The organism is Streptomyces griseoluteus (assembly GCF_004784465.1).
Classification (GTDB): Bacteria; Actinomycetota; Actinomycetes; order Streptomycetales; family Streptomycetaceae; genus Streptomyces; species Streptomyces griseoluteus.
Window position 1 is genome coordinate 887,606 of record NZ_SRRU01000001.1, and the last position, 22,813, is coordinate 910,418.

Annotated in this window: 14 protein-coding genes; 9 read left to right on the forward strand and 5 right to left on the reverse strand. The window is 73.9% G+C overall.

Annotated features, from left to right (window positions below; all coding sequences use genetic code 11):
- The first annotated feature begins 46 nt into the window (after positions 1-46).
- The 7 genes from E5082_RS04160 to E5082_RS04190 are packed head-to-tail and all read left to right on the forward strand — an operon-like array spanning position 47 to position 14,768.
- Positions 47-2,986, forward strand: coding sequence for a non-ribosomal peptide synthetase (locus E5082_RS04160; protein WP_135789889.1), 2,940 nt, complete (start codon positions 47-49; stop codon positions 2,984-2,986).
- Entirely contained in the window at positions 2,983-9,252 is a 6,270-nt protein-coding gene (locus tag E5082_RS33375; RefSeq protein ID WP_135789890.1) for a non-ribosomal peptide synthetase, read from the forward strand. The genes E5082_RS04160 and E5082_RS33375 overlap by 4 nt, the downstream gene beginning before the upstream one ends.
- The gene (gene sbnA / locus E5082_RS04170) at positions 9,230-10,255 is read left to right on the forward strand and encodes a 2,3-diaminopropionate biosynthesis protein SbnA (protein WP_135789891.1); all 1,026 of its coding nucleotides are present in this window, start codon (positions 9,230-9,232) and stop codon (positions 10,253-10,255) included. The genes E5082_RS33375 and sbnA overlap by 23 nt, the downstream gene beginning before the upstream one ends.
- A complete protein-coding gene (gene sbnB, locus E5082_RS04175) occupies positions 10,252-11,244 on the forward strand; it encodes a 2,3-diaminopropionate biosynthesis protein SbnB (protein ID WP_135789892.1) in 993 nt (330 codons plus the stop codon). The genes sbnA and sbnB overlap by 4 nt, the downstream gene beginning before the upstream one ends.
- Entirely contained in the window at positions 11,241-12,602 is a 1,362-nt protein-coding gene (lysA, locus tag E5082_RS04180; protein ID WP_135789893.1) for a diaminopimelate decarboxylase, read from the forward strand. The genes sbnB and lysA overlap by 4 nt, the downstream gene beginning before the upstream one ends.
- Before the next feature lie 7 nt (positions 12,603-12,609).
- Positions 12,610-13,470 carry an alanyl-tRNA editing protein gene (locus E5082_RS04185; RefSeq protein WP_135789894.1) on the forward strand — a complete coding sequence of 287 codons (861 nt, stop codon included), beginning with the start codon at positions 12,610-12,612 and terminating at the stop codon, positions 13,468-13,470.
- Positions 13,461-14,768 (forward strand): condensation domain-containing protein, encoded by a 1,308-nt coding sequence (locus tag E5082_RS04190; protein WP_167513979.1) that lies wholly within the window; start codon positions 13,461-13,463, stop codon positions 14,766-14,768. Before E5082_RS04185 ends, E5082_RS04190 begins: the two co-directional genes overlap by 10 nt.
- Here E5082_RS04190 and E5082_RS04195 read toward each other — a convergent pair.
- The 5 genes from E5082_RS04195 to E5082_RS04215 form a co-directional block, all read right to left on the reverse strand.
- Positions 14,717-15,604, reverse strand: coding sequence for an LLM class flavin-dependent oxidoreductase (locus E5082_RS04195; protein ID WP_135789896.1), 888 nt, complete (start codon positions 15,602-15,604; stop codon positions 14,717-14,719). The two genes, E5082_RS04190 and E5082_RS04195, sit on opposite strands and share 52 nt — an antisense overlap.
- Positions 15,589-15,789 carry a hypothetical protein gene (locus E5082_RS04200; protein WP_135789897.1) on the reverse strand — a complete coding sequence of 67 codons (201 nt, stop codon included), beginning with the start codon at positions 15,787-15,789 and terminating at the stop codon, positions 15,589-15,591. The genes E5082_RS04195 and E5082_RS04200 overlap by 16 nt, the downstream gene beginning before the upstream one ends.
- A 51-nt stretch (positions 15,790-15,840) precedes the next feature.
- A complete protein-coding gene (locus E5082_RS04205; RefSeq protein ID WP_135789898.1) occupies positions 15,841-16,362 on the reverse strand; it encodes a hypothetical protein in 522 nt (173 codons plus the stop codon).
- Between the two features lie 217 nt (positions 16,363-16,579).
- Positions 16,580-18,823: an amino acid adenylation domain-containing protein gene (locus E5082_RS04210; protein WP_308437566.1), complete on the reverse strand. Its 2,244-nt coding sequence runs from the start codon at positions 18,821-18,823 to the stop codon at positions 16,580-16,582.
- A gap of 49 nt (positions 18,824-18,872) precedes the next feature.
- Positions 18,873-19,901, reverse strand: coding sequence for a LuxR C-terminal-related transcriptional regulator (locus tag E5082_RS04215; RefSeq protein WP_135789900.1), 1,029 nt, complete (start codon positions 19,899-19,901; stop codon positions 18,873-18,875).
- A 343-nt stretch (positions 19,902-20,244) separates the two neighbouring features.
- Here E5082_RS04215 and E5082_RS04220 point away from each other — a divergent pair, with 343 nt between their 5' ends.
- Together E5082_RS04220 and E5082_RS04225 are read left to right on the forward strand one after the other, a co-directional pair.
- Complete coding sequence (locus E5082_RS04220; RefSeq protein ID WP_135789901.1) at positions 20,245-21,540, forward strand: ATP-grasp domain-containing protein; 1,296 nt, start codon at positions 20,245-20,247, stop codon at positions 21,538-21,540.
- A 35-nt stretch (positions 21,541-21,575) separates the two neighbouring features.
- Complete coding sequence (locus tag E5082_RS04225; protein WP_135789902.1) at positions 21,576-22,811, forward strand: NAD(P)/FAD-dependent oxidoreductase; 1,236 nt, start codon at positions 21,576-21,578, stop codon at positions 22,809-22,811.
- The last annotated feature ends 2 nt before the right edge of the window (positions 22,812-22,813 follow it).

Genomic DNA, 22,813 nt, shown 5'->3' on the forward strand with positions numbered 1-22,813 from the left:
CGCACCGGGCGGCGCACGACGGGGTACGACGGGGGAGGAGCACACGGTGATCGCGGAAATGTTTCGGGACCGGGCGGCCAGGACGCCCGGCGCCCTGGCCGTGAGCGACGGCACGACGACGCTGACGTATGGCGAACTCGCGTCACAGTCGGAGGAGTTCGCGCTCGGGCTGGCTGGACTGGGCGTGCGCCGGGGAGACCTGGTCGGGCTGCTCGGCGGGCGCTCGGTGGCCGGGGTGACCGCGCTCGTCGGTACGGTGCTGGCCGGGGCCGCTTACCTCCCGCTCAACCCCGGCTGGCCGGCTGCCCGGCTGCGGCGGATCACCGACCACGCCCGGCCGAGGCTCGTCGTGGGTCCGCCGGGCGCGGAGCTGTCGGTCGCCGAGGTGAGGGCGGCGGCCCGTACCGCTCCGGCGGTCGCGGATACCGGTGGAACACCCCCGGCCTACGTCATGTTCACCTCGGGAAGCACAGGCGTCCCCAAGGGGGTCGTCGTCGAACAGCGGGGCGTGGTGCGGCTGGTCCGCGCCCCGGAGCACCCCTGGCTGCCGGCCGGGACGCGGGCCGCGCACGGTGCCGCCCCGGAGTTCGACGCGGCCACGCTCGAGGTGTGGGGCACGCTGCTGAACGGGGGTTCGCTGCACATCGCCGATGCGGAGACCATGGCCCGCCCGGCCGCGTACGCGCGGTTCCTGCGCCGGGAGCGGATCGGCTTCGCCTGGCTGACGGCGCCCCTGTTCCACCGCATGGCCGACCACGATCCCGCCATGTTCTCGGGCCTGCACACCCTGATGACCGGCGGCGACGTCGTCTCGGCGGGACACGCGGGGCGGGTGCTCGCGCACTGTCCGGGGCTGGCGCTCTACAACGGTTACGGGCCCACCGAGAACACCGTCTTCACCACCGTGCACCGGATCACCACCCCCGTCCCGGACCCGGTGCCCATCGGCCGCGCCGTCGCGGGCACCGAACTGTACGTGTGTGACCAGGCCGGGCGGCCGGTGCCCGACGGCACCGAGGGTGAACTGTGGGTGGGCGGCGCCGGGGTGGCCCGCGGCTACCTCGGGGACCCGGAGCTGACGGCCGCCCGCTTCCCCGGCGGCCGCTACCGCACCGGCGACCTGGTCACCCGCGATCCGGACGGTGTGCTCCGTTTTCACGGGCGCGCCGACCAGCAGGTCAAGATCCTGGGCAACCTGGTGGAGCCCGCCGAGGTGACCGCCGCCCTGCTCGCCCTGCCCGCCGTACGCCAGGCCCACACCGTCGCCGTGCGCGACGAGGCGGGGGAGGCCCGGCTGAGCGCGTACGCGGTCACCGACACGGACCCCGGTGCCCTGCGCACCGCGCTCGCGGAGCGGCTGCCCCGCTATCTGCTCCCGGCCCACCTCACCGTCCTCGACCGGCTGCCGCTGAAGGCCAGCGGCAAGGTCGACACCGCCCGGCTGCCCGCACCCCGCGCACACGACGGCACTCCCGCGCCGGACGAGTTGACCGGGCTGTGGGCCCAAGTGCTCGGGCAGGACCCGGCGGCGATCGGCCCCGACAGCGACTTCTTCGCCCTCGGCGGCGACTCCGTACGACTCGGAGCGCTGCTCGACCGGATCGAGGCGCGCCTCGGCCGGCGGCTCGGCTTCCGCCAGGTGTACGCGGTGCCCACCCCGGCCGGCATGCGTGCCCTGCTGGCGCACGCCGGGGAGGCCACCGCGCCGGTACCGCGCGCCAGCGGTCGCACCGGCCCGGCGCATCCCGCCCAGCGTGGGCTGTACGCGCTCTGGCAGGCGGACCCGGACTCGGTCGCGTACAACATCCCCGTGCGGCTGGACTTCGGCGCGCCCGTGGACCCGGAGCGGCTCCAGGCCGCCCTGAACACCCTGCTGGACCGGCACGAGGCGCTGCGCACCCGGCTGACCGCCGACGGGGACGGCATCCGGCAGGAGGTCGTCGACGACGTCACCGTCCGCCTCGAAACGGAAGCCGGCGAAGGCGGGTTCGTGCGCCCCTTCGACCTCGCCGCGCCCCCGTTGCTCCGGGCCCGTCTCGCCGGCGACCGGCGGCTCCTGCTCGATCTGCACCACGTCGTCGCGGACGGCGTCTCGGTGCGCGTCCTCGTCCGGGAGCTGCTCGGGCTGCTCGCCGGACGGACGCCCCCGCCCGTGCCACTGCGCTGGCTGGACGCCGCCCGCTGGTGCGCCGGGCGCGACGACGACCTCGGCCACTGGCCGGCCGCGCTCGCCGGGGCACCGGGCGGCGGCACCCTGCCCACCGACCGGCCGCGCCCGCCGCGCCCCTCCGACGCGGGCGGCCGGGTGCGGCGGGACCCGGTCGCCGCCGACGCGGTGGAGAAGACGGCCCGCGTGCACAGCACCACGCCCTTCGTGGTGCTGCTCGCCGCCTACGCCACCGCCCTGGCCCGCATCGGCGGACTGACCGACCTGGTGATCGGCGTCCCCGTGCACGGTCGTACGCACCACGAACTCGCGGACGTCGTCGGCATGTTCGTACAGACCATGCCGCTGCGGGTCCGGCTGGAGGAGGACACCACGCTGGGCGCGCTGGTGGCGGAGCTGCGGGAGAGCCACCAGAGCGCGCTGGACCGGGGCGCCGTCGCCTACGACCGGCTGGTGCGCGAGCTGGGCGTGGGCCGGCCCGGACTGCGCGACCCGCTGGTCGACGCGTTCTTCGGCCTGCAGAACCTCGACTCCTACGAGTTCGCCGAGGCCGGGCTCACCGCCTCGCTGGACTTCCTGCATCCCGGCACCACCCGGTTCGACCTGAACCTCCAGGTCCACGTCCGCCCCGACCGCCTGGTCTGCGACCTGGAGCACTCCACCGAGCTGTACGAACGGGCCTCCGCCGACCACCTGCTGGACTCCGTCCTGCTGGCACTGGACGAGATCGCCATCGCCCCCGAGGGGCCGGTGCTGCGGCGCCGCACGGCGCGGACCTACGCCAGTGACGCCGACTTCGACTTTGGAGCAGCACGATGACCACGTTGCGCGGCAGCCAGGCCCTGAACGAGTACCCGGAGCAGACCCGGTACTGGCGGCGCTGGACCACCGCGCTGGAGGCGGCCACCCTGCTCCACCACGACTTCCTCGCGGGCACCGGCGAGGAGCCGTCCACCGCGGTGTGGGAGCAGGACCTCGACGCGGAGGCCGTGGCCCGCGCGAGCGCCCTCACCGGCGGAGAACCCACGCTGACGGCGGTGTTCGCCACCGCCGTCGCGGCCGCGGTCGCCGCCACCGAGACCGACAGTGCCCGCGTCTGCGTCCGCACCCACGCGGGGGACCGCGAGTTCCCCGTGCTCGTCGACATCGGCACCGACGCCCGCGCACTGCTCACCGAGGTCCGCCGCGCCTACCGCGAGGGCGCCGCCCACCTCGACGTGCCGCCCGCCCACGTGCTGGCCGCCGAGGGCGTCGCCCCCACCGACCTCGCCGTACTGCCGTACCAGGCGTCCACGCTGCCCGACGGGATCACCGCGGCGTTCGCGGTGCGCGACGGCAGGCTGCGGCTCACCTACCGCGTCGACCTCCTGCTGCCCGGCACCGCACGACGCCTGGCCGGGCGGTTCGCGCGGGCCCATGCCCGGATCGCCGCCCTCGGCCCGGTGCACGGCACACCGGAGGCGGCCGAGACGGAGCCGGAAGAGCGGGCCAACCGCACCGCCCACGCCTACGAAGCGGGCACGCTGCTCCACGAGTTCGTCGAGCACACCGCCGCCCGGTACCCCGGCCGCCCCGCGGTGCTCGACGGAGACGGGCTGACCTACGCCGAGTTCAACACCCGCGCCAACCAGCTCGCCCGCCGCCTGCGCGAACTGGGCGCCGGCCCCGGTGAGATCGTCGCCGTCGCCCTGCCGCGCGGCCCCGAAGCACTGGTCGCCTTCCACGCCGTCCTCAAGGCGGGCGCCGCCTACCTGCCCGTCGACCCGGCCCTGCCCGAGGCGCGCCGCCGCCACATGGTCACCCACAGCGGCGCCGGCATCGCGGTCGGCCCCGACTGCCCCGGCGCCGTCCATCTCGTGGACCCCGCCGACCCGGCGCTCACCGGGCTCGACGGCACCGACCTGCCTCCGCTCGCCACAGAGCGCGATCTCGCCTACGTCATCTACACCTCCGGCTCCACCGGCCGCCCCAAGGGTGTGATGGTCGAACACCGGGCCATCGTGAACCGGCTGCGCTGGATGCAGCGGCAGTATCCGCTCACCCCCGCCGACGTCGTCCTGCACAAGACGCCCACCGCCTTCGACGTCTCCCTGTGGGAGATCTTCTGGTGGGCGCTGGCGGGCTGCGCGGTCAGCACCCTGCCCTCCGGTGACGAACGGGACCCGGCCGCCCTCGTCGCCCGCATGAGCGAACACGCGGTGACCACCGTGCACTTCGTCCCGTCCATGCTCCAGGCGTTCCTCGCCCACTGTGCCGACGGCACCGCGCCCACCGGGCTCCGCCGGATCTTCGCCAGTGGCGAGGCGCTGCCCGCCGACGCGATACCCGCCCTCGCCCGCGCCTTCCCCGGCCCCGGCGCCCCGGCGCTGATCAACCTGTACGGGCCGACGGAGGCCGCCGTCGACGTCACCCACCACGACTGCACCGGCCATGACCCGCGCCGCCCGGTCCCGCTCGGCACCCCCATCGACAACATCCGGCTGCGCGTCCTCACCCGCGACGGCCGCCCCGCCCCGGTCGGCGTACCGGGCGAGCTGTACCTGAGCGGAGTCGGGCTCGCCCGCGGCTACCTGGGCGCCCCCGGCCTCACCGCCGAGCGCTTCCTGCCCGACCCGACCGCGCCCGGCGAACGCTGCTACCGCACGGGAGACGCGGCCCGCTGGCGGGAGGACGGCACCGTCGAGTACCTGGGCCGGCTCGACGACCAGGTGAAGGTGCGAGGTCACCGCATCGAGCCCGGCGAGACGGAGCACGCCCTCGCCGCGCTGCCCGGCGTCACCGAGTGCGCGGTGGCCCTGCGCGAGGGCGCCCTGTGCGCGTACGTGGTGGCGGTGCGGCCCGACATGGACGCGCTGCGCGCCGGGCTGGCCCGACAGCTGCCCTCCTACATGGTCCCGTCCCGGTTCGTGCCCGTCGAGGCGATCCCGCGCACCCCCAACGGCAAGCGGGACCTGAAGGCTCTCGCCGCGCTCCCGGTCGCTTCCGGCCTCGGGTGGGTGGTCCCTCGCACCGCGCTCGAGGAGGAGCTGGCCGGGATCCTCGGCGCGGCGCTCGGCCGGGACGGCCTCGGTGTCACGGACAACTTCTTCGAACTCGGCGGCGACTCCATCAAGTTCATCGGCGTGCTGGCCGCCGCCCGCCGCGCCGGACTCGACTTCACCTTCCAGGAACTGTTCGCCCACCCCACCGTTGCCCAGCTCGCCCCCCTGGTCCGCCGCGCCGAGCCCGTCGTGCCCGAGGTCCTGGCCCCCTTCGCCGCCCTGCCGCCCGCCGACCGGGACGCGCTGCCCGCCGACGCCGAGGCCGCCTACCCCCTCTCCAGCCTTCAGGCCGGACTGCTCTACGAGATCGCCACCCGCGACGCCGCCGTCTACCACGACGTCTCCGGCTACCGCTACGACGCCCCACTGGACCCCGCCCGCTTCCGGCGGGCGGCCACCGAGGCGGCCCGCCGTCACCCGATGCTGCGGACCTCCTTCCACACCACCGGGTACCGCCGCCCGACCCAGGTCGTCCACCGCGACGCCCCCGACTGGTGCGCCGTCGTCGACCTCACCGGCCAGGACCCCGACGCGCAGCGCGCCTACCTCGAGCGGGCCACCGCCGAGGAACTCGCCACCGGCTTCCCCGAGGGCACCGTCGGCCCCGTACGAATGCGGCTCTGCCTGCTCGGCGGCGACCGGCACCACCTGCTGCTCAGCTACCACGCGGCCGCCCTGGACGGCTGGAGCGTCAACCGGCTGCTGTACGACCTCTTCGACCTCTGCTTCGGCACCACCGCCGAGGAGGGCCGGCCCGGCGCCGGATACGAGGAGTTCATCGCCCTGGAGCAGCGGTCCCTCGCCTCCGAGGAGGACCGCGAGTTCTGGCTCGGCCGGCTCGACGGCGCCGACGCCACCGCGCTGCCCCGCACCCCGGGTGCCGACCTCGACGCCGCCGAGACCGTCCGCACCCTCGACGTCCCGCTCGACGCCGGCCTCGGCGCCGCGCTCCTCGCCACCGCCGCTCGGCTCGGCGTGCCCGTCAAGTCCGTGCTGCTCGCCGCGCACGCCGCCGTGCTGTCCTTCGCCGCCGGGCGCGACGACATCACCACCGGCTACGAGCACAGCGGACGCCCCGAGAGGCAGGACGCCGAGCGCACCCTGGGCCTCTTTCTCAACACCCTCCCCTTCCGCGTCCGCACCGACGCTCCGAGCTGGGCCGACCTGGTCCGGCGGGTCTACGACGAGGAGGGCGCGCTGCTGCCGCACCGTCGCCACCCCATGGGTGAGATGACCCGGCAGTTGCGCCGCCCGCTGTTCGAGGCCGTCTTCAACTTCACCCACTTCCACGTCCTCGGAGCCCTCGCCCGCCGCCACGGTGCCCGGCTGCACCGGGTCTCCGTGCACAGCCAGACCGAGTTCCCGCTGCGCGCCGAGTTCTCCCGCGACGCCCTCGACGACACCCTCGGGCTCCAGCTCCACTACGACGGCTCCGTCTTCGACCGGGCCGGGGTGGAACGGTTCGGCGGCTACTACCTGCGCGCACTGCGCGCCCTGGCCGCCGACCCCGACGCCTCGCCCTTCGCCCGCACCCTCATGAGCGAGGAGGAGCTGGCCTGGCTCGCCCGGCACCGGAGCGGTCCGGCACGGGAGGTGCCCGGCACCACCCTGCTCGACCGGTTCGCCGGCACCACGGCCCGCCACCCCGGCCGCACCGCCGTCAGTCAGGGCCCCGACACCCTCACCTACGCCGAACTCGACCGGGCCTCGAACCGGTTGGCGCACGCCCTCGCCGCGCGCGGCGCCGGACCCGGTGACGTGGTCGCGGTGCGCATGAAGCGCGGGCTGCCCTGGGCGGTGACCCTGCTCGGTGTGCTGAAGGCGGGTGCCGTCTACCTCCCGCAGGAACCCGGCGATCCCGCCGAACGCCTCCGGTACGCCGCGACCCGCAGCGGCTGCCGCCTTGTCGTCACCGAGGCCGAGTACACCGCCCTGCTCGCCGCGTCCGAGGCCGACGACACCCCGCCCGCCCACCGGCCCGGCCCCGACGACCCGGCCTACGTCATCTTCACCTCCGGCTCCACCGGCGAACCCAAGGGTGCCGTCGTCGAGCACCGGGGGATGCTCAACCACCTCCAGGCCAAGGTGGACGATCTCGCGCTGAGCGGCGACGACGTGGTCTCCCAGGTGGCCTCCCAGTGCTTCGACATCTCCGTCTGGCAGCTCGTCGCCCCCTGGCTCACCGGCGGCCGCAGCGTCATCCACGACCGGGTGACCGACCCCGCCGACTTCCTGGACACGGTGATCGCCGAGGGCGTGAGCGTGCTGGAGGTCGTACCCTCCCTGCTGGACGCCCTGCTGGACACACTGCGGGCCTCGCCGCGCGAACTGCCGCGGCTGCGCTGGCTGATGGTCACCGGCGAGGCGTTCGCCCCCGCCCTCGCCCGCCGCTGGTTCGCCGCGTACCCGGCGATCCCGGTGGTCAACGCCTACGGGCCCACCGAGGCGTCCGACGACATCACCCACCACATCCTGCGCGGCCCGGTGGACACCGAACGCGTCCCCGTCGGCAGCCCGATCATCAACACCACGCTCCACGTCCTCGCCGAGAACGGCACCCCGGTCCCGCCCGGAACTCTCGGCGAGATCCTGGTGACCGGCCCCTGCGTCGGCGCCGGATACGTCAACGATCCCGAGCGCACCGCGGCCGCCTTCCCCGCCAACACCCTCGACACCACCTCCGCCCGCGCCTACCGCACGGGCGACCTCGGCCGCTGGCTGCCCGACGGCGCTCTCGACTGCGTCGGCCGCCGCGACCAGCAGGTCAAGCTGCGCGGCCACCGCGTCGAACTCCCGGAGATCGAGCAGACCCTGACCCGGATCGCGGGCGTCGACCAGGCCTTCGCCGAGGTGCGCCGGCACGGCGGACGCACGGTGCTGGCCGTCTGGTACACCGGCGACGCCGAGCCAGGCCCCGGGCGGCTGCGCGAGGAGGCAGCCCGACTGCTGCCCGCCTACATGCTGCCCGACGTGGTCGCCCGGCTCGACGAGGTGCCGCTCAACCGCAACGGCAAGGCGGACCGCAACGCCCTGGCCGCCCGTCCGCTGCCCGCCCTCACCACCCGCACCCCCGAGCCGCCCGCCGACGACACCGAACGCGCGATCGTCCGGCTCTTCGCGGAGGCGCTGGGCGTGCCCGAGGAGTCCATCGGCGCCGACGACGACTTCTTCGACCTGGGCGGCCACTCCCTCGCCGCGATGGCCGTGGCCGCCCGCTCCGGCGGCCTGGTCACCGTGCGCGGCCTGCTTCAGGGCCGTACGAGCCGTGCCCTCGCCCGAGGAGCGTCCGGCACCGGCGGGCTGCTGGTGGAGCTCGCCGCGGCCCGGGACCCGGAGCTGACCGTGGTCTGCTTCCCGTACGCGGGCGGTTCCCCGGTGAGCTATCTGCCGCTGGTCAAGGCGCTGGAGGACACCGGACCCGTCCGGTTCCGCACGCTGGACCTGCGAACGGACGACGTCCCCGGCACCGGCGCCCTGCTGCGTGACCTCACGGCCGAACTCGGCGAGGTCAGCGGCCCGTTGGTCCTGCTCGGGCACTGCGCCGGGGCCGGACCCGCGCTCGCGCTCGCGCGGGCGCTGCCCGAACGGCCACCCGTCGTCCTCGTCGGCCAGACCCTGAAGTCCACCGACCCGGCCGACCACCCCGTGGCCGAGGTGGCCGCCGCGTCGGAGGAGACCGTCGCCGGATGGGTGGTACCCGGCGAGCGGGGCGCGCCCGCGCCCGACACCGGGCCGGCCGCGCTGCGGGCGCTGCGCCGGGACACGGCGCTCGGCAACGCCTTCCTGCGCGAGCTGCTCACCGACCCGGTAGGTGCCGATCACCCGCTCACCGTGGTGCTGGCCGCCGACGACCCGGTGACCCGCGGCCACGAGGACACCGCGGTCCGATGGGGCCTGCTCGCCCGCACCCCGCACGTCGTCCGCACCGAGGACGGCGGCCACTACCTCAACCAGTCCCGACCCCATCTGCTGGCTTCCGTCCTGCGACGGTCCGCCGCCGGCGGAGCACCGGAGGGCCCGCATGCTGTACGACAGCGCCCATGACGCCGGGGACCCGCACTGCTTCGTGCGGCTCGCCGGGTTCCTGCCGCACGCCGAGACCTGGCTGAAGCTGGAGGCGCAGAACCCCGCCGGCTCCATCAAGATCAAGGCCGCTCGCGCGATGGTCACCGCCGCCGAGGAGGCCGGCCGGATCGGCCCCGGCACCCGGCTGATCGAATCCACCTCCGGCAACCTCGGCATCGCGCTCGCCTCGATCTGCGCCGCCCGCGGCTACCCGATCACCCTGGTCACCGATCCGAACGCCAACTACCGCAGCGTGCAGCAGATGCGGGCGCTCGGCGCCGACGTGGTCATCGTCGACCAGCGCGACGCCAACGACGGCTTCCTCGGCTCCCGCATCGCCCACATCAGCCTCAAGCTCGCCGCCGACCCCGCCCTGGTCTGGCTCAACCAGTACGCCAACCCGGCCAATGTCGCCGCCCACCGCGAGGGCACGGCCGTGGAGATCACCGAGGGGTTCGGGGTGCCCGACTGGCTGTTCGTCGGCGTCGGCACCTCCGGCACGCTGATGGGCTGCCTGGAACACTTCGCCCGTATCGAGGCACCCACGGTCATCACCGGCGTCGACGCCGTCGGCTCGGTCACCTTCGGCGGACCGGCCGCCCGGCGGCTCATCCCAGGCCTCGGCTCCAGCCGGGTGCCGGAGATCTTCCGGCGCGGCGAACACGGCCGCTACCGGCGGATGCTGGTGCCCGAACCGGACGCCATCGTCGCCTGCCGCCGCACCGCCGCCACCCACGGACTGCTCGTGGGCGGCTCCACCGGCACCGTGCTCGCCGCGGTACGCGCCAGCGCGCACCGGATACCGGCGGGCAGCCGGGTGCTGGCCGTCTCCCCGGACCACGGCCACGCCTACCTCGACACCGTCTACGACGACACCTGGGTGGCCGCGCACTACGGCCCGGACTTCCTGAACGACATAGGGGGGCGGCCCGCGCCGCCCGCCCGGACGCCGGTGACGGCAGAGAGCGAGAGCAGCAAGTGACAGCGACGAAACGCCCCTTCACGGTGGTCGGCGGCCAGGCCGTGCGCGAGGCGCTGGCCGGCCGTGAGGGGGAGGTGGTCGAGCGGGTGCGCGAGGCGTACCTGCTGCACGACGCCGGTGACACCATCAACCCCGACAGCTACTTCCTGCGCTTCCCCGCCAAGCCCGACAGCCGCATCATCGCGCTGCCCGCCTACCTCGGCGGCAGCGTGGACATGGCCGGGATCAAGTGGATCTCCAGCTTCCCCGGGAACACCGGACGCGGACTGCCCCGCGCCTCGGCCGTCCTGGTGCTCAACGACTACGAGACGGGTTACCCCGTCGCCCTGCTGGAGTCCGCCGCGATCAGCGCCGCCCGCACCGCGGCCTCCGCCGCGCTCGCTGCCCGCACCCTGGTGCCCGGGCCGCCCGCGACCTGGGGTGTGGTCGGCACCGGGGTGATCGCGCGGGAGATCTGCCGGTACCTCACCGCGAGCGGCCTGGGCGCCGAGCGGGTGCACTGCCACGACCTCGACCCCGAGGCGGCCGCCGCCTTCGCCGCCCGCTTCCCCGGCGGCACCGCCACCGGCCTGGACACAGCCCTCGACGCCGACCTCGTCGTCTTCGCCACCACCGCGCTCGCCCCCTACGTCCCGGCCGGCCACCGCTTCAAACCGGGCCAGACCGTGCTCCACGTCTCGCTGCGTGACCTGGCGCCGGAGACCCTCCTGGAGGCCGCCAACCTCTGCGACGACGTCGACCACTGCCTGAAGGCCGACACGTCGCCCCACCTGGCCGAACAGCTCACCGGCGGCCGGGACTTCATCACCGGCAGCCTTGTCGACGTCCTCGCCGGCCGCGTCACCCCGGACCCCGCCAGGCCCGTCGTCTTCTCCCCGTTCGGCATGGGCGTGCTCGACCTGGCCGTGGGCTCCTACGTACTTGACCGGGCCGTCGAGGCGGGCACGGCCACCGAGATCCCGGGGTTCTTCCCGGTGGAAGGCGAATGACCGACATGAACGACACCCTCAAGCCCGACTGGCTGACCGAGCCCGCCGACCTCAACGCGCTCTCCCCGTACCTGTGGCCGGCCACCGCCCGGCGCGACCCCTCCGGCGTCCTCACCGTGGGCGGGCTGCGCGTCACCGACCTGGCCGCCGAGTTCGGCACCCCGATGTATCTCTTCGACGAAGACGACTTCCGGGCCCGCTGCGCCGAATTCCGCACCGCGTTCCACGACTTCGACGTGTACTACGCCGGCAAGGCCTTCCTCTGCAAGGCGGTCGCCCGGATCTGCGCCGAGGCCGGACTCGGCCTGGACGTGTGCACGCTGGGCGAGCTGAAGACGGCCATCGCCGCCGGATTCCCCGGTGAGCGCATGGTGCTGCACGGCAACAACAAGTCCGCCGAGGAACTGACCACCGCGCTCCGCCACGGCGTCGCCCGCATCGTGGTCGACTCCTTCGACGAACTGGCCCTGCTGAAGGAACTCGCCGCCGACACCGGGGTACGCCCCACCGTGCTGGTACGCGTCAACGTCGGCGTGCGCGCCGACACCCACGCCAACATCGCCACCGCCCACGACGACCAGAAATTCGGCTTCTCGCTGCGCACCGGCGACGCCGCGGCGGCGGTGGCCTACGCGCACGACGCCGACGGCATCGAACTCGCGGGGCTGCACATGCACCTGGGCTCGCAGATCTTCGGAATGGACTCCTTCGAGGTCGGCGTCGCACGCATGATGAAGGTCCGCGCCGACTTCATCCGGTCCTGTGGCGCCGAACTCCCCGAGGTCAGCGTCGGGGGTGGCTTCGCCATCGCCTACCGCGACCACCACCAGCCCCTCGCCCCGGCCGGCATCGCCGACGCACTGCGCCGCTTCGGCGAGGAGAGCTGCCGCGAGCTCGGCGTCTCCGCGCCCCGGCTGGCCATCGAGCCGGGCCGCGCTGTCGTGGGCCGATCCGCCTGCACCGTCTACCGGGTCGGCACCGTCAAGAACGTCGAGGGCCTGCGCACTTTCGTCTCCGTCGACGGTGGCATGAGCGACAACATCCGCCCGGCCCTGTACGACGGCATCTACTCGGCCGTCCTCGCCGGCCGCCTCACCACCGCCGAGCCCCGCCTCTCCCGCGTGGTCGGCGTCCACTGCGACGCCGGTGACGTGGTGGTGCGCGACGACTACCTCGCCTCCGACATCCACTCCGGCGATCTGCTGGCCGTGCCCTGCACCGGCGCGTACTGCCGTAGTCTGTCCAACAATTTCAATCACACTCCGCGTCCGCCGGTGGTCGCCGTCGGCGGCGGCACCGCCTCGGTGTGGGTCCGCCGGGAGACGTACGACGACCTGCTCGGCCTCGACCTCGGATAGGACCCCGATGCACGGCAACACCCAGGTCTCCTTCCCCTCCGGCGCGCTCACCGGTGAAGCCGAAGTCCGCCAAGTGCTGCCCCTGGAGGGCGGGTTCGGCGTTGTCTGCGACAGCACGCCCTTCCACCCGGTCGACCACACCTGGCCCGATCAGCCGGCCGACCGGGGCGTGCTCACCGCTGGGGGAGAGGCGCACACGGTCGAGGACTGTCTGATCGGCGCGGTACCCCGCGACGGCTCCGCGCCCCTCGCCGTCGGCCCCGCCATCCCGGTCCGGCGGGGCGAGGAGGGCTGGGACTGGTACGTCGTCCACGTCCTCCCGGCGGACCCCGGCCCGCTCACCGGGCAGCGGGTCCGCCTGGACGTGGACGCCGGGCGGCGGCACGCGCTGTCCGCCGGGCACACCCTGTGCGAGCTGGCCGGTCTGGCGCTCAACCGGATGCTGGCCCCCCGCTGGGCCAAGGAGGCCAAGCTGGACGCGCTCGGCGCCCCCGACTTCGACAAGCTGGCCATCACCGACTCCCGCATCCTTGCCCGCGGCAGTGTCGACCACTACCGGCTCGGCAAGTCGTTGCGCCGCAAGGGCTTCTCCGCCCAGGACCTCGCCGCCGAACTGCCCGGCATCGAGGCCGGCGTCAACACCCTGATGTCCGGCTGGGTCGCCGAGGACGCCCCGGTGGGCGTGGCCACCGAGGGGCCCGGCATCGATGCCCTGCGCCACTTCCGGTGCGGGCTCGCCGACGGGGAGGTGTCCACCCCGTGCGGCGGCACCCATGTCACCCGAACCGGCGAACTCGGACAGGTGAAGATCACGCTGGAGCTCTCCGGCGACGGAACCGAACTGCGAATGGAGGCGGCGTGCTCCTGAACGGCACGGGCGGGGGAGGGCCGGCCCCGCTGACGGCCGCCCAGCGGCGGCTCTGGGTCACCGAACAGTTCAACCCGGGCAGCGACGCGTACCTCATCGACGCGGTGATCCGGATCGAACCCGGCGCCGACCCGGCGCTGCTGGAGGCGGCACTCAATGACGTGGCCGCCGCCCACGACGCCTTCCGCACCGAGTTCGGCTGGGACGACGACGGCGACCCCGCCCAGTTCGTCCGCGACCGCGTCGGACTCCCCGTACCGCGAGTGCACGGACCCGGCACTCCCGCCGAACCCTTCGACCTGGAACGCGCCCCGCTCGTCCGCTTCCGGATGGTGTGCCGGGACAACACCGCCACCGCACTGGAACTGGTCGCCCACCACATTGTGTTCGACGGCTGGTCCCTCGGCATCCTCGTACGGGACCTCGGGCTCGCCTACGACGCCCGCAAGGCGGGGGGACGGGCCGATCTCTCGGGGCGGCCGGGCATGGCCGGGTTCGCCGAGGCGGAGGCCGCCTGGCTCGCCGGGCCCGAGGGCAGGGAGCGGGTCGACGCCCTCGCCGGGCTGCTGCGCGGCGCCCCCGGACTGCTCGCCGTCCCCACCGACCGGCCGCGCGGCGCCCAGCAGCCCGACGGCGGACACGCGGGTGCCGGGCTGCACTTCACGCTGCCCTGGGAACTCGCCCACGACATCACCGAGTTCGCGCGGGAGCGCCGCACCACCCTGAACATGGTGGGACTCGCCGCGTTCTCCGCCGTGCTCGCGCACTGGTCCGGCAGCGACGACATCGTGGTGGGCAGCGCCTTCGCCGGCCGCACCAGCCTCGCCGCCGAGCGTTGCGTGGGCTGCTTCATCAACGTCGTGCCGCTCCGGCTCGCCGTCGACACCGAGGCCCCCTTCGACACCCACCTCGACGGCGTACGGGAGGCGGTGCTGCGCGGCGCCGAGTATCAGGACGTGCCGTTCGACCGACTGGTCGAGGCACTCAACCCGCCCCGCTCACTCACCCACAACCCGCTGGTCCAGGTCGCGTTCGGGGTGCAGAACACCGAACCCGCCACCTACGACGGCGGGATACGGCTCACCGGCGAGCCCGCCCCGGACGACGACGCGGAGGCGCGGCTCGACCTCACCCTGTGGCTGGAGGAACGCCCCGAGGGGCTGAAGGCGATCTGGACCTACCGCAAGGACCTGTTCGAGCGGACCACGGTGGCCCGGCTCAACCAGTGGTTCTTCCGCACTCTGCGTCAGGGCTGCCTGGACCCCTCCGCACCCCCGGCCGCGCCCGCCCGGAGCTGAGCCACCTCCTCCAGCACCGCTACCCGGCCCGCGTACACGCCCTCGGCGCGCGGATGGTGCACGATCACGTCCGTGAAGCCCAGCCCGGCCGCCCGCTCCCGCATCTCGGCGAACCGGGCCGCGCTGCTCAGCGAGTAGCCCGGACAGGCGTCCAGCGACAGATGGCGCTGGAAGCCGGGCCCGGGCTCCAGCGCGTCCATGGACTCGGCCAGGCGCTCCACCCCGGCCCACCACCGCGCCTCGTCCCCGGCGCCCTCGGGGCCGATGGTCACCCAGCCGTCGCCGAGCCGGCGGGCCAGGCGCAGGGTGCGCGGACCGCTGGCCGCCACGATCAGCGGTACCCGTGGCCGGCGTGCCCGCCCGGAGACCGTACGCGCGTCCACGGCCGCGAAGTACTCGCCCGAGAAGTCGACGTGGTCCTCGGTGAGCAGCCGGTCCAGCAGCCCGGTGAACTCCGTCATCCGGTCCACCCGTGCCTTCGGCGACAGCGGGGGGCGGCCGAGCATCGTCGCGTCCACGTCGGTGGCGCCCGCGCCCACCCCGCACAGGAAACGCCCGCCGGAGATCTCGTCGAGCGCCATCACCTCCCGCGACCACGGCACCGGATGGCGGAAGTTGGGCGAGGTGACGAAGGTGCCGAGCCCGATCCGGGAGGTCACCGCGGCGGCCGCCGCCAGCGTGGCCACCGTGCCGAGCCAGGGTTCTCCCGCCAGGCTCCGCCACGCCAGGTGGTCGTAAGTCCAGGCGTGGTCGAAGCCCAGTTCCTCCAGCGCCCGCCAGCGTGCCCGCGCCTCCGGCCACGCGTACTCCGGCAGCAGCACTACGCCGACTCGCACCGCTCACCCCGCCCCACGGACCGCTCGCTCAGCGTGGTGCTCACATCGATGGGGTGGTAGAGGGTGCGGCCCGACTCCCGGTAGCGCCGCCAGCCGTGCTGGCTGGCCAGGCGGTAGACGCTCCCGGCGGGGATCCGCCAGATCTCGACGACGTCGGTGACGCTCAGTCCCAGTGGACTTGCCATGTCGGTGGCTCTTCCCTGCTCTCTCGGCCGGCTGAGGGCCGGCTCGGGTGGTCAGACGGGGCAGGCGGCGCGCGGGATGAAGGCGTGCCACTCGTGAGGGGCCCAGCGGTGGGCGGGATCGGTGTCGCACCGGATCTCGGACGCCGGTCCGGCGCCTCCGGAGCGCATGTGGGCGACGAGGTTCCCGGTGCACTCCGGCTCCCGGCACGAGCCGACGGACACCTGCCGGGACTGCCCCGGCTGGACACAGCGCCGGGCCAGCGCCACCGACTCCGCCAGTTCGGCCAGGAGTTCACCGAGCGCGGCATGCCGGGCCAGCCACTCCAGATGGCGGCGCAGGAACGCCACCATCTCCCGTATCTCCCGGTCCGGCGCGGCGACCCGGCGCTCGTCGGCGACCAGCGCCGACCAGGAGGACAGCATCGCCATGAGGGCGGAGCGCGCCTCCACTGCCTGGCCGCGCACGGGCAGCGCGGTCGCGCGGGAGCCGCCCGAGACCCGGACGAGGGACCGGGCGCTGCCGGGGGCGAGCGCCTGCTCCGCCTCCGCGTACAGCCGGGGGAGTCGGGACAAGGTGGTGAGGAGCGCGTCGAAACAGGACGCGCACAACGTTCCGTGGGGGCGGTTTCCGGCCGTCACGTCCGGCCGGATCAAACGGCGGCAGCCCACACAGGTGTGGATCGGAGGCATGACACATCAGTCCCTGATGTTCTCGGGTGTCCGCTCGCGCGCGCACACGCCAATGGGAATCGGGAGAAAAGGGCGGCGCCCTGAAGAGAGGCCTTCCGTGTTAGGTACGGGGGAGTGCGGGAGATTCGGCGCGGTAAGCGTCGATCAACCGGACGACATCCGCCAGCCGGGGATTCGCCAGCAACTCCTTTTGCGGCACCCGGACCCCCAGATCGCGCGATATCCGCAGCTGCATCCGGAACGCCATGAGGGAATGCCCGCCGAGCTGGAAGAAATCCGCATCTCGCGTGATTTCCCCCGTACCGAGGAGTTCCTCCCACAACCGGGCCAGATAAGTCTCGGTCCCGCTCGCGGCATCCGTGGCGGTGGCCGCCTTCCGGCGCGGCGCGGGGTCGGTCAGCGCCACGGCCGCCCGGTCCACTTTGCCGTTGACCGTGCGCGGCAGCTCCGGCAGACACAGGTAGCGCGCGGGCCGCATGTACGGCGGCAGATCGCGTCCGGCGTGCTCCTGCAGCCGCCCCGGTGCCAGCGGCTCACCGTCGTTGGCGGTGTAGGCGCACACCAACCGCTCGTCTCCGGGCCGGAAGGTGTGCACCCACACCACCGCGTCGCTGACCTGTGGGTGGTCGCGCACCACGGCCTCGATCTCGCTCAGCTCGATGCGATGGCCGCGCAGCTTCACCTGGAGGTCGGCCCGGCCGTGGTAGCGCAAGGCTCCGTCCGGCAGGGTGCTCACCAGGTCCCCGGAGCGGTAGTAGCGGCCGGCCTGCTCCCCGCCGGAGACGGTGACGAACCGCTCGGCGTCCAGCTCCGGCCGGCCCAGGTAGCCGCCGGTCACCTGCGGCCCGGCGAGCCACAGTTCACCCCGCTCCGCGTCCCGGCCGTCCTCGTTCACCACCCGCGTGCGGAAGCCGGGCAGCGGCCGGCCGATCCGGGAGTCGTCCGCGGTCAGGTCCTCGGGCGTTACCTCGTGGTACGTGGCGTGGACGGTGACCTCGGTGATCCCGTACATGTTGACCAGCCGGGGACGGTCCAGGCCGTACCGGGCCGCCCAGGGCCGCAGCAGCGCGGGCGTCAGCTTCTCGCCGCCGAACACCACGTGGCGCAGGTCGGGCAGTTGGGCGTCGGAGGCGAGCGCCGTGGCACAGAGCGCGGCGAATGCCGTCGGGGTCTGGTTGAGCACCGTCACCCCGCGGTCGGCGATCACGGCCAGGGTGCTGTCGGCGGACCGGGCCGTGTCCTGCGGGAGCACGACCAGGCGGGCGCCGGTGGTCAGCGCGCCCCACATCTCCCAGACGGCGAAGTCGAAGGCGAGGGAGTGGAAGAGCAGCCAGCGGTCCTCGGGTGTGAAGCCGAACAGGCCCGAGGTGGCGGCCAGCAGGGCGGTCACCGCCGCGTGCGTCACGGGCACGCCCTTGGGGCGGCCGGTGGTGCCGGAGGTGTAGATGACGTAGGCGGTCTCCCCGGGCGCTGGGGCCGTTCCGGCCGGCGCGGCCGGCTCGCCGGAAGGGGTCCGCAGCAGTTCCAGGTCCCGCTCGGTCAGTTGCGGCAGTCCGGCCGCGCCGGTGCCGATCAGCGCGGTGGCGGCACAGTCCGAGAGGATGAACGCGTTGCGCGCGTCGGGATTGCGCACGTCCAGCGGGACGTAGGCCGCGCCGGCCCGCACGATGCCCGCGATCGCCGCGATGGCGCCGGGTCCGGGTGCCATCCGTACGGCCACCCGGTCGCCGGGCCGGACGCCCCGTGCGACCAGCGCGGCGCGGACGCCGTCGGACCACCGGTCGAGCCCGGCGTAGGTCAGCCGGTCGTCCCCGCACTCCACCGCGACGCTGTCGGCTCCGGTGCGGAATGAATGGAGTAACGCGTCGACAAGGGTTCCGCCTCCTCGGTGTTCTTCCTCCGGAAGCGGCGCGTTGCCGTCCAATATTGCCCCCGTTTTAATCTCTGTGAAGAGGATGGCCGAAGGTCGGGACGAGAAGCCGCCCCCGTGCTGACTATCCGCCGGAAAAGCGATGGTCAGGAGATGTGTCCCACATGGTGCGACCCCTCCTTGCCGATGACGTGAATTCCCCGGCCCATGGCGGAGTCCGAGGAGAGAGTCCGAGGATTTGTTTCCCACCCTAGGACGGGTGAATATGCCGGGGCAAGAGCCCTTGCCCGGTCTGTTGGGGGGGACACATTTGCAGGGATTAGGCAACGGTATTCGCGGTTTCCGCGTCGGCCGAGTCGCCGGCCGGTGCGGGCGGGGCTCTCGCCCGGCGGCGGACCCGGGGCCGGGGGTGCCGGGGCGGGAGGCGTGGGTGGGGGGAGGGCTTGGCCCGCTTCGTGGTCCGCCGTGGGCCACAGTAGCTCACAGGCGCCAACTCGGGCTGTGACCCGATCGGTTGAACCGGTTACACAGAGGCGTCCGCTCCGTCCCCCCGGAGCGCCGACGCGAGCAGGAAGCCCAGGTGGGTGCGGTTGTGCGCCCCGAGCTGAGTCATGAGCTTGGCGATGTGCTGGCGGCACGAGCGCTCGCTGATGCCCAGGTGCCGGGCGACGGCCGCGTCCTTGGGCTCCTCCAGCAGCAGCCGGGCGATGGCCCGTTGCATGTCGGAGATGACGAATCCCTCCCGGCGGCTGGCGTAGGCCGAGGCGAACGGCGCGGCCGCCCGCCAGGCCGTCTCGAACGCCCCGACCAGGAACGACACCACGCCCTGATGGCTGATCCGCAGCGCGCCCGGACCGTCGTGCGCGGGCGTGAACGCCGTGCGCCGGTCGAACACGATGAGCCGGGGGAACAGGGTGTGCAGCGTGCGCACCTCGGCGCCCGCCTCCGTCAGCCGCTCCACGTACGCCTCGGTGGCCGGGTTGAAGCGGGCGCTGTGCTGGTAGACCGTGCGCATCCGCACCCCCCGCTCCAGCATCGCCATGTCCCGGTGCTGCGCCTGGTCCAGCACGCCGACCGGGCGCGGGCCGCCCGGCTGGGCCGTCAGAACCTCCGTACGGCACTCGAGCGCCTGCTCCTCCAGTATCGCGTCGATGTCCCGCGCGTCCACGGTGAGCAGTTCCCCATAGCGGTCGCCGGCCCGGCGCTCGGCGTCCCGCACCTCGCGCAGGGCCGCGAACTCCCCGCGCACGGTGTCGATCTGTGTCTGGGCGTCCCGCACCGCCCGCCGCAGCGGCGGCACCGCGCGGGCCTCCGCCGCCTCCAGCAGGCGGCGGGTGTACACACCGGGGCGGCCGGGCTCGGGCACCAGCAGACCCAGTTCCTCCAGCCGTCGGACGGCGCGCTCGGCGAGCGGTACGGGCAGGTCGAGGTCGCCGAGCAACTCCTCGCGGGTACAGGCACCTTGCCGGAGTGCCACGGCGTACAGCAGACGCATCGCGTGCGTGACGCCGTCCAGTCCGCTTTCGTCGTTTACCTCATGTTTGGTTGTCATTCATTCAGCCTTCCGCATCCGGCAGTGCCTATCCATGATCCGTGGTTGACGTGGCGACCACACCCCCGCGCTGGCAAGGATCGAATCCGGATTTCGGACAACGAGATTCCGACAACGGGGAGAGAACGGGCACATGAGTACGCCCATGGGGTGTGTGATCACCCTTTTCATGCAATCGACCGCGCCCGCACCCGCATCGGTGCGAGCGGCGCGGCCGTCCGGAACAGCAAACGGTGGACGCCGGACCGGCACCGGCCAGGCAGTCACGGCCGCCGACACCGGATGGGGGTGAGCGGCGGCACGTACCGCCGCCACAGACCGACCCCCTTCACCTAGGAAAGACATGGCACTGGACACCCGCGCCCTTCTGCTGCTCGTCCGCGTCGGGTGCCTGCGCGAGCAGGCCCTGCGTTCCTGGACCGCCCGACCGGACCTCGATCTGGCGCTCGCCGAGAGCGCCACCGCCGCCTATCTGCGCCTGGCCGACCGCCAGGTCCCGCTCTCACCGGAGCGGCCCGCCGACGAGATCTACGAAGCCTGCCGCGCCCAGCTGGCCGCCGCACCCGGCCGCAAGGGCGTCATCGGTTTCCTCGACTCCACCCTGCCCGTGGTGGCCCGCCTGGCCGAGGAGTTCGGCCTGCCCGGCTGCCCGCCCGAGACTCTGCGCCACCTGACGGACAAGACGTGGGCCCGCGCCCGCCTCGCCGAATGCGCCGTCCCCGGACCCGCGTTCCGGGTACTGGACGCTTCGCTGACCGGGACCGGGGAGCGCACACGGGCGCTGGCCGGGCTGCGCCACCCCCTCATCCTCAAGCCCGCCGACTCCTCGGCCGGCCGGGGCGTGATTCGTGTGGCCGGACCTGGGGAGACCGACGACGCCTGGGAGCACGCGGCCGCCTTCAGCAAGAACGGCAGCCTGCTCGCCGAGGAGGAACTCCTCGGCGACGAGATCAGCGTGGAGACGCTGACCGTCGACGGCCGCACCGTCGTCCTCGCCCGCACCGAGAAACTCGCCACCCGCGACGAGTCGTTCGTGGAACTGGGGCAGGCCGTGCCCGCCCGGCTGTCCGGCCCGCTCGCGGAGCGGATCGACGAGGTGGCCGCCGCCGCGCTCAAAGCCGTCGGCTTCGACCACGGCATCGCGCACACCGAGATGATCCTCACCGCCGACGGTCCCCGCATCGTCGAGGTCAATCCCCGTCCGGCGGGCGACTGCATCCTCGACCTCGTTCATCTCACCACCGGCACCGACGTCTACGGGCTCGCCGCCGACCTCGCCCTCGGCGAACCGGTCGACCTCGACGCGCTCGCCGCCGCCCGTCCCGCGGGCGGCGCCGCGATCCGCTTCCTCACCGCCCCGGCCGGGGTCGTACGCCGCGTCGACGGCGTGCCCGAGGCCGCGGCCCTGCTGGACCCGGCGCACGAGCGGCTGGTGCTGCTCACCCGCCCCGGCGACGTGGTCGAACCCGTCACCACCAATCTGCACCGCCTGGGATACGTCCTCGCGGTGGGCCCGGACACCGAGACCGCCGTGGCCCGCGCCGAGCGCGCCGCCGCCCTGGTCGGCATCGTCACGTCCCCGCCCGCCCCCGGCGAGCCGCCCGCGCGGCGACTGCCCAGCTCCGAGTGCTGGACCTGAGTCCGGTGACCACTCCCTCGTACCCAAGGAATGCCATGCGATCCCCCGACTCCTGCTGGCTGGTGAGCGGACCGCGCTGGACGGGTGGCAGCACGCCCCTGCCGGGCCGCGCCGGTGTTCTCGTGCTCGGCGCCGGTGTCATGGGCTCGACGCTCGCCTACTGGCTGGCCCGCGCGGGCCACGCGCCCCTCGTCCTCGACCGCAACGACAGCCCCGCCGAGGGCTCCTCCGGCCGCAACGCCGGACGCGTCATCCAGGGCGGCAACGCCCAGCACGCGCCTGCCATCGAGCGGTTCGGCCACGGCCAGGCCCTCGCCGTCTACCGGGCCACCCTCGTCAACCGCGACCTGGTGCGCGAGGTCACCGCCCGCGAGGGCATCGAGGCGCACCGCACCACCACTGCCAAGCTCGACCTCACCGACAGCGAGGACGAGGCGCTCGAACTCAAGCGGACCGCCGACGCGCTGAGCGCCGACGGCATCGCGGCCGAGTGGCTCGACCTGCCGGGCGCCCGCCGGGTGTTCGGGACCGACCTGCCCGACACCGTCCTCGGCGGACTGCACCGGCCCGACCAGGACGCCGTGCACTCCGTCGGATACGTCCGGGGCATCGCCGACGCCGCCCGCCGGCATGGCGCCACGTTCAGCCTCGGCGTCACCGCGACCTCCCTGGAGAGGACGGAAGAGGGCGCGTGGCGCGTCGGCACCGACGCCGGCGAGGTCCTGGCCGACCAGGTGGTGGTCGCCCTCAACGCCTGGACCGGCCGGCTGCTGCCCGAACTCGACGCCCGGATCACCCCGGTGCGCGGCCAGCTCGTGCAGACCGCGCCCGTCCCCTTCCGCATCCCGCAGTGGGGACTGGACCGGGGCCTGGTCTACGGCGGCCAGAACCAGGACGGCTCCCTGCTCCTGGGCGGACTGCGCACCACCGTGCCGAACCGCGACGAGAACATCGAGCTGCCCGCCGACGCCAACACCCCGGCCTTCTCCCCGGAGCTGGCCGACCGGCTCGCCACCGCGCTGCCCGCCCTGCTGCCCGAGACCGCGGGCGTGCCCGTGGTGCGCGCCTGGAGCGGTGTCATGGCCTTCACCCCGGACCGCTGCCCCCTCGTCGGCGCCATGCCCGGCCGGCCCGGACTGTGGGTCATGGCCGCCTTCAGCGGCCATGGCATGCCCTACTCCCAGGTCGTCGCTCACCAGCTCGCCGAGCGCATCGGCGGCGGCGCCGGAGCGGGCCTGCCCGCCGCCTTCGACCCGGCCCGGTTCCGGTGAGG

Excerpts from the sequence above, each read along its gene's own strand:
- sbnA (WP_135789891.1), top strand. The coding sequence starts at position 9,230 with ATGCTGTACGACAGCGCCCATGACGCCGGGGACCCGCACTGCTTCGTG.
- lysA (WP_135789893.1), top strand. The coding sequence starts at position 11,241 with ATGACCGACATGAACGACACCCTCAAGCCCGACTGGCTGACCGAGCCC.
- E5082_RS04225 (WP_135789902.1), top strand. The coding sequence starts at position 21,576 with ATGCGATCCCCCGACTCCTGCTGGCTGGTGAGCGGACCGCGCTGGACG.
- E5082_RS04200 (WP_135789897.1), bottom strand. The coding sequence starts at position 15,789 with ATGGCAAGTCCACTGGGACTGAGCGTCACCGACGTCGTCGAGATCTGG.
- E5082_RS04220 (WP_135789901.1), top strand. The coding sequence starts at position 20,245 with ATGGCACTGGACACCCGCGCCCTTCTGCTGCTCGTCCGCGTCGGGTGC.
- E5082_RS04185 (WP_135789894.1), top strand. The coding sequence starts at position 12,610 with ATGCACGGCAACACCCAGGTCTCCTTCCCCTCCGGCGCGCTCACCGGT.
- E5082_RS33375 (WP_135789890.1), top strand. The coding sequence starts at position 2,983 with ATGACCACGTTGCGCGGCAGCCAGGCCCTGAACGAGTACCCGGAGCAG.
- E5082_RS04215 (WP_135789900.1), bottom strand. The coding sequence starts at position 19,901 with ATGACAACCAAACATGAGGTAAACGACGAAAGCGGACTGGACGGCGTC.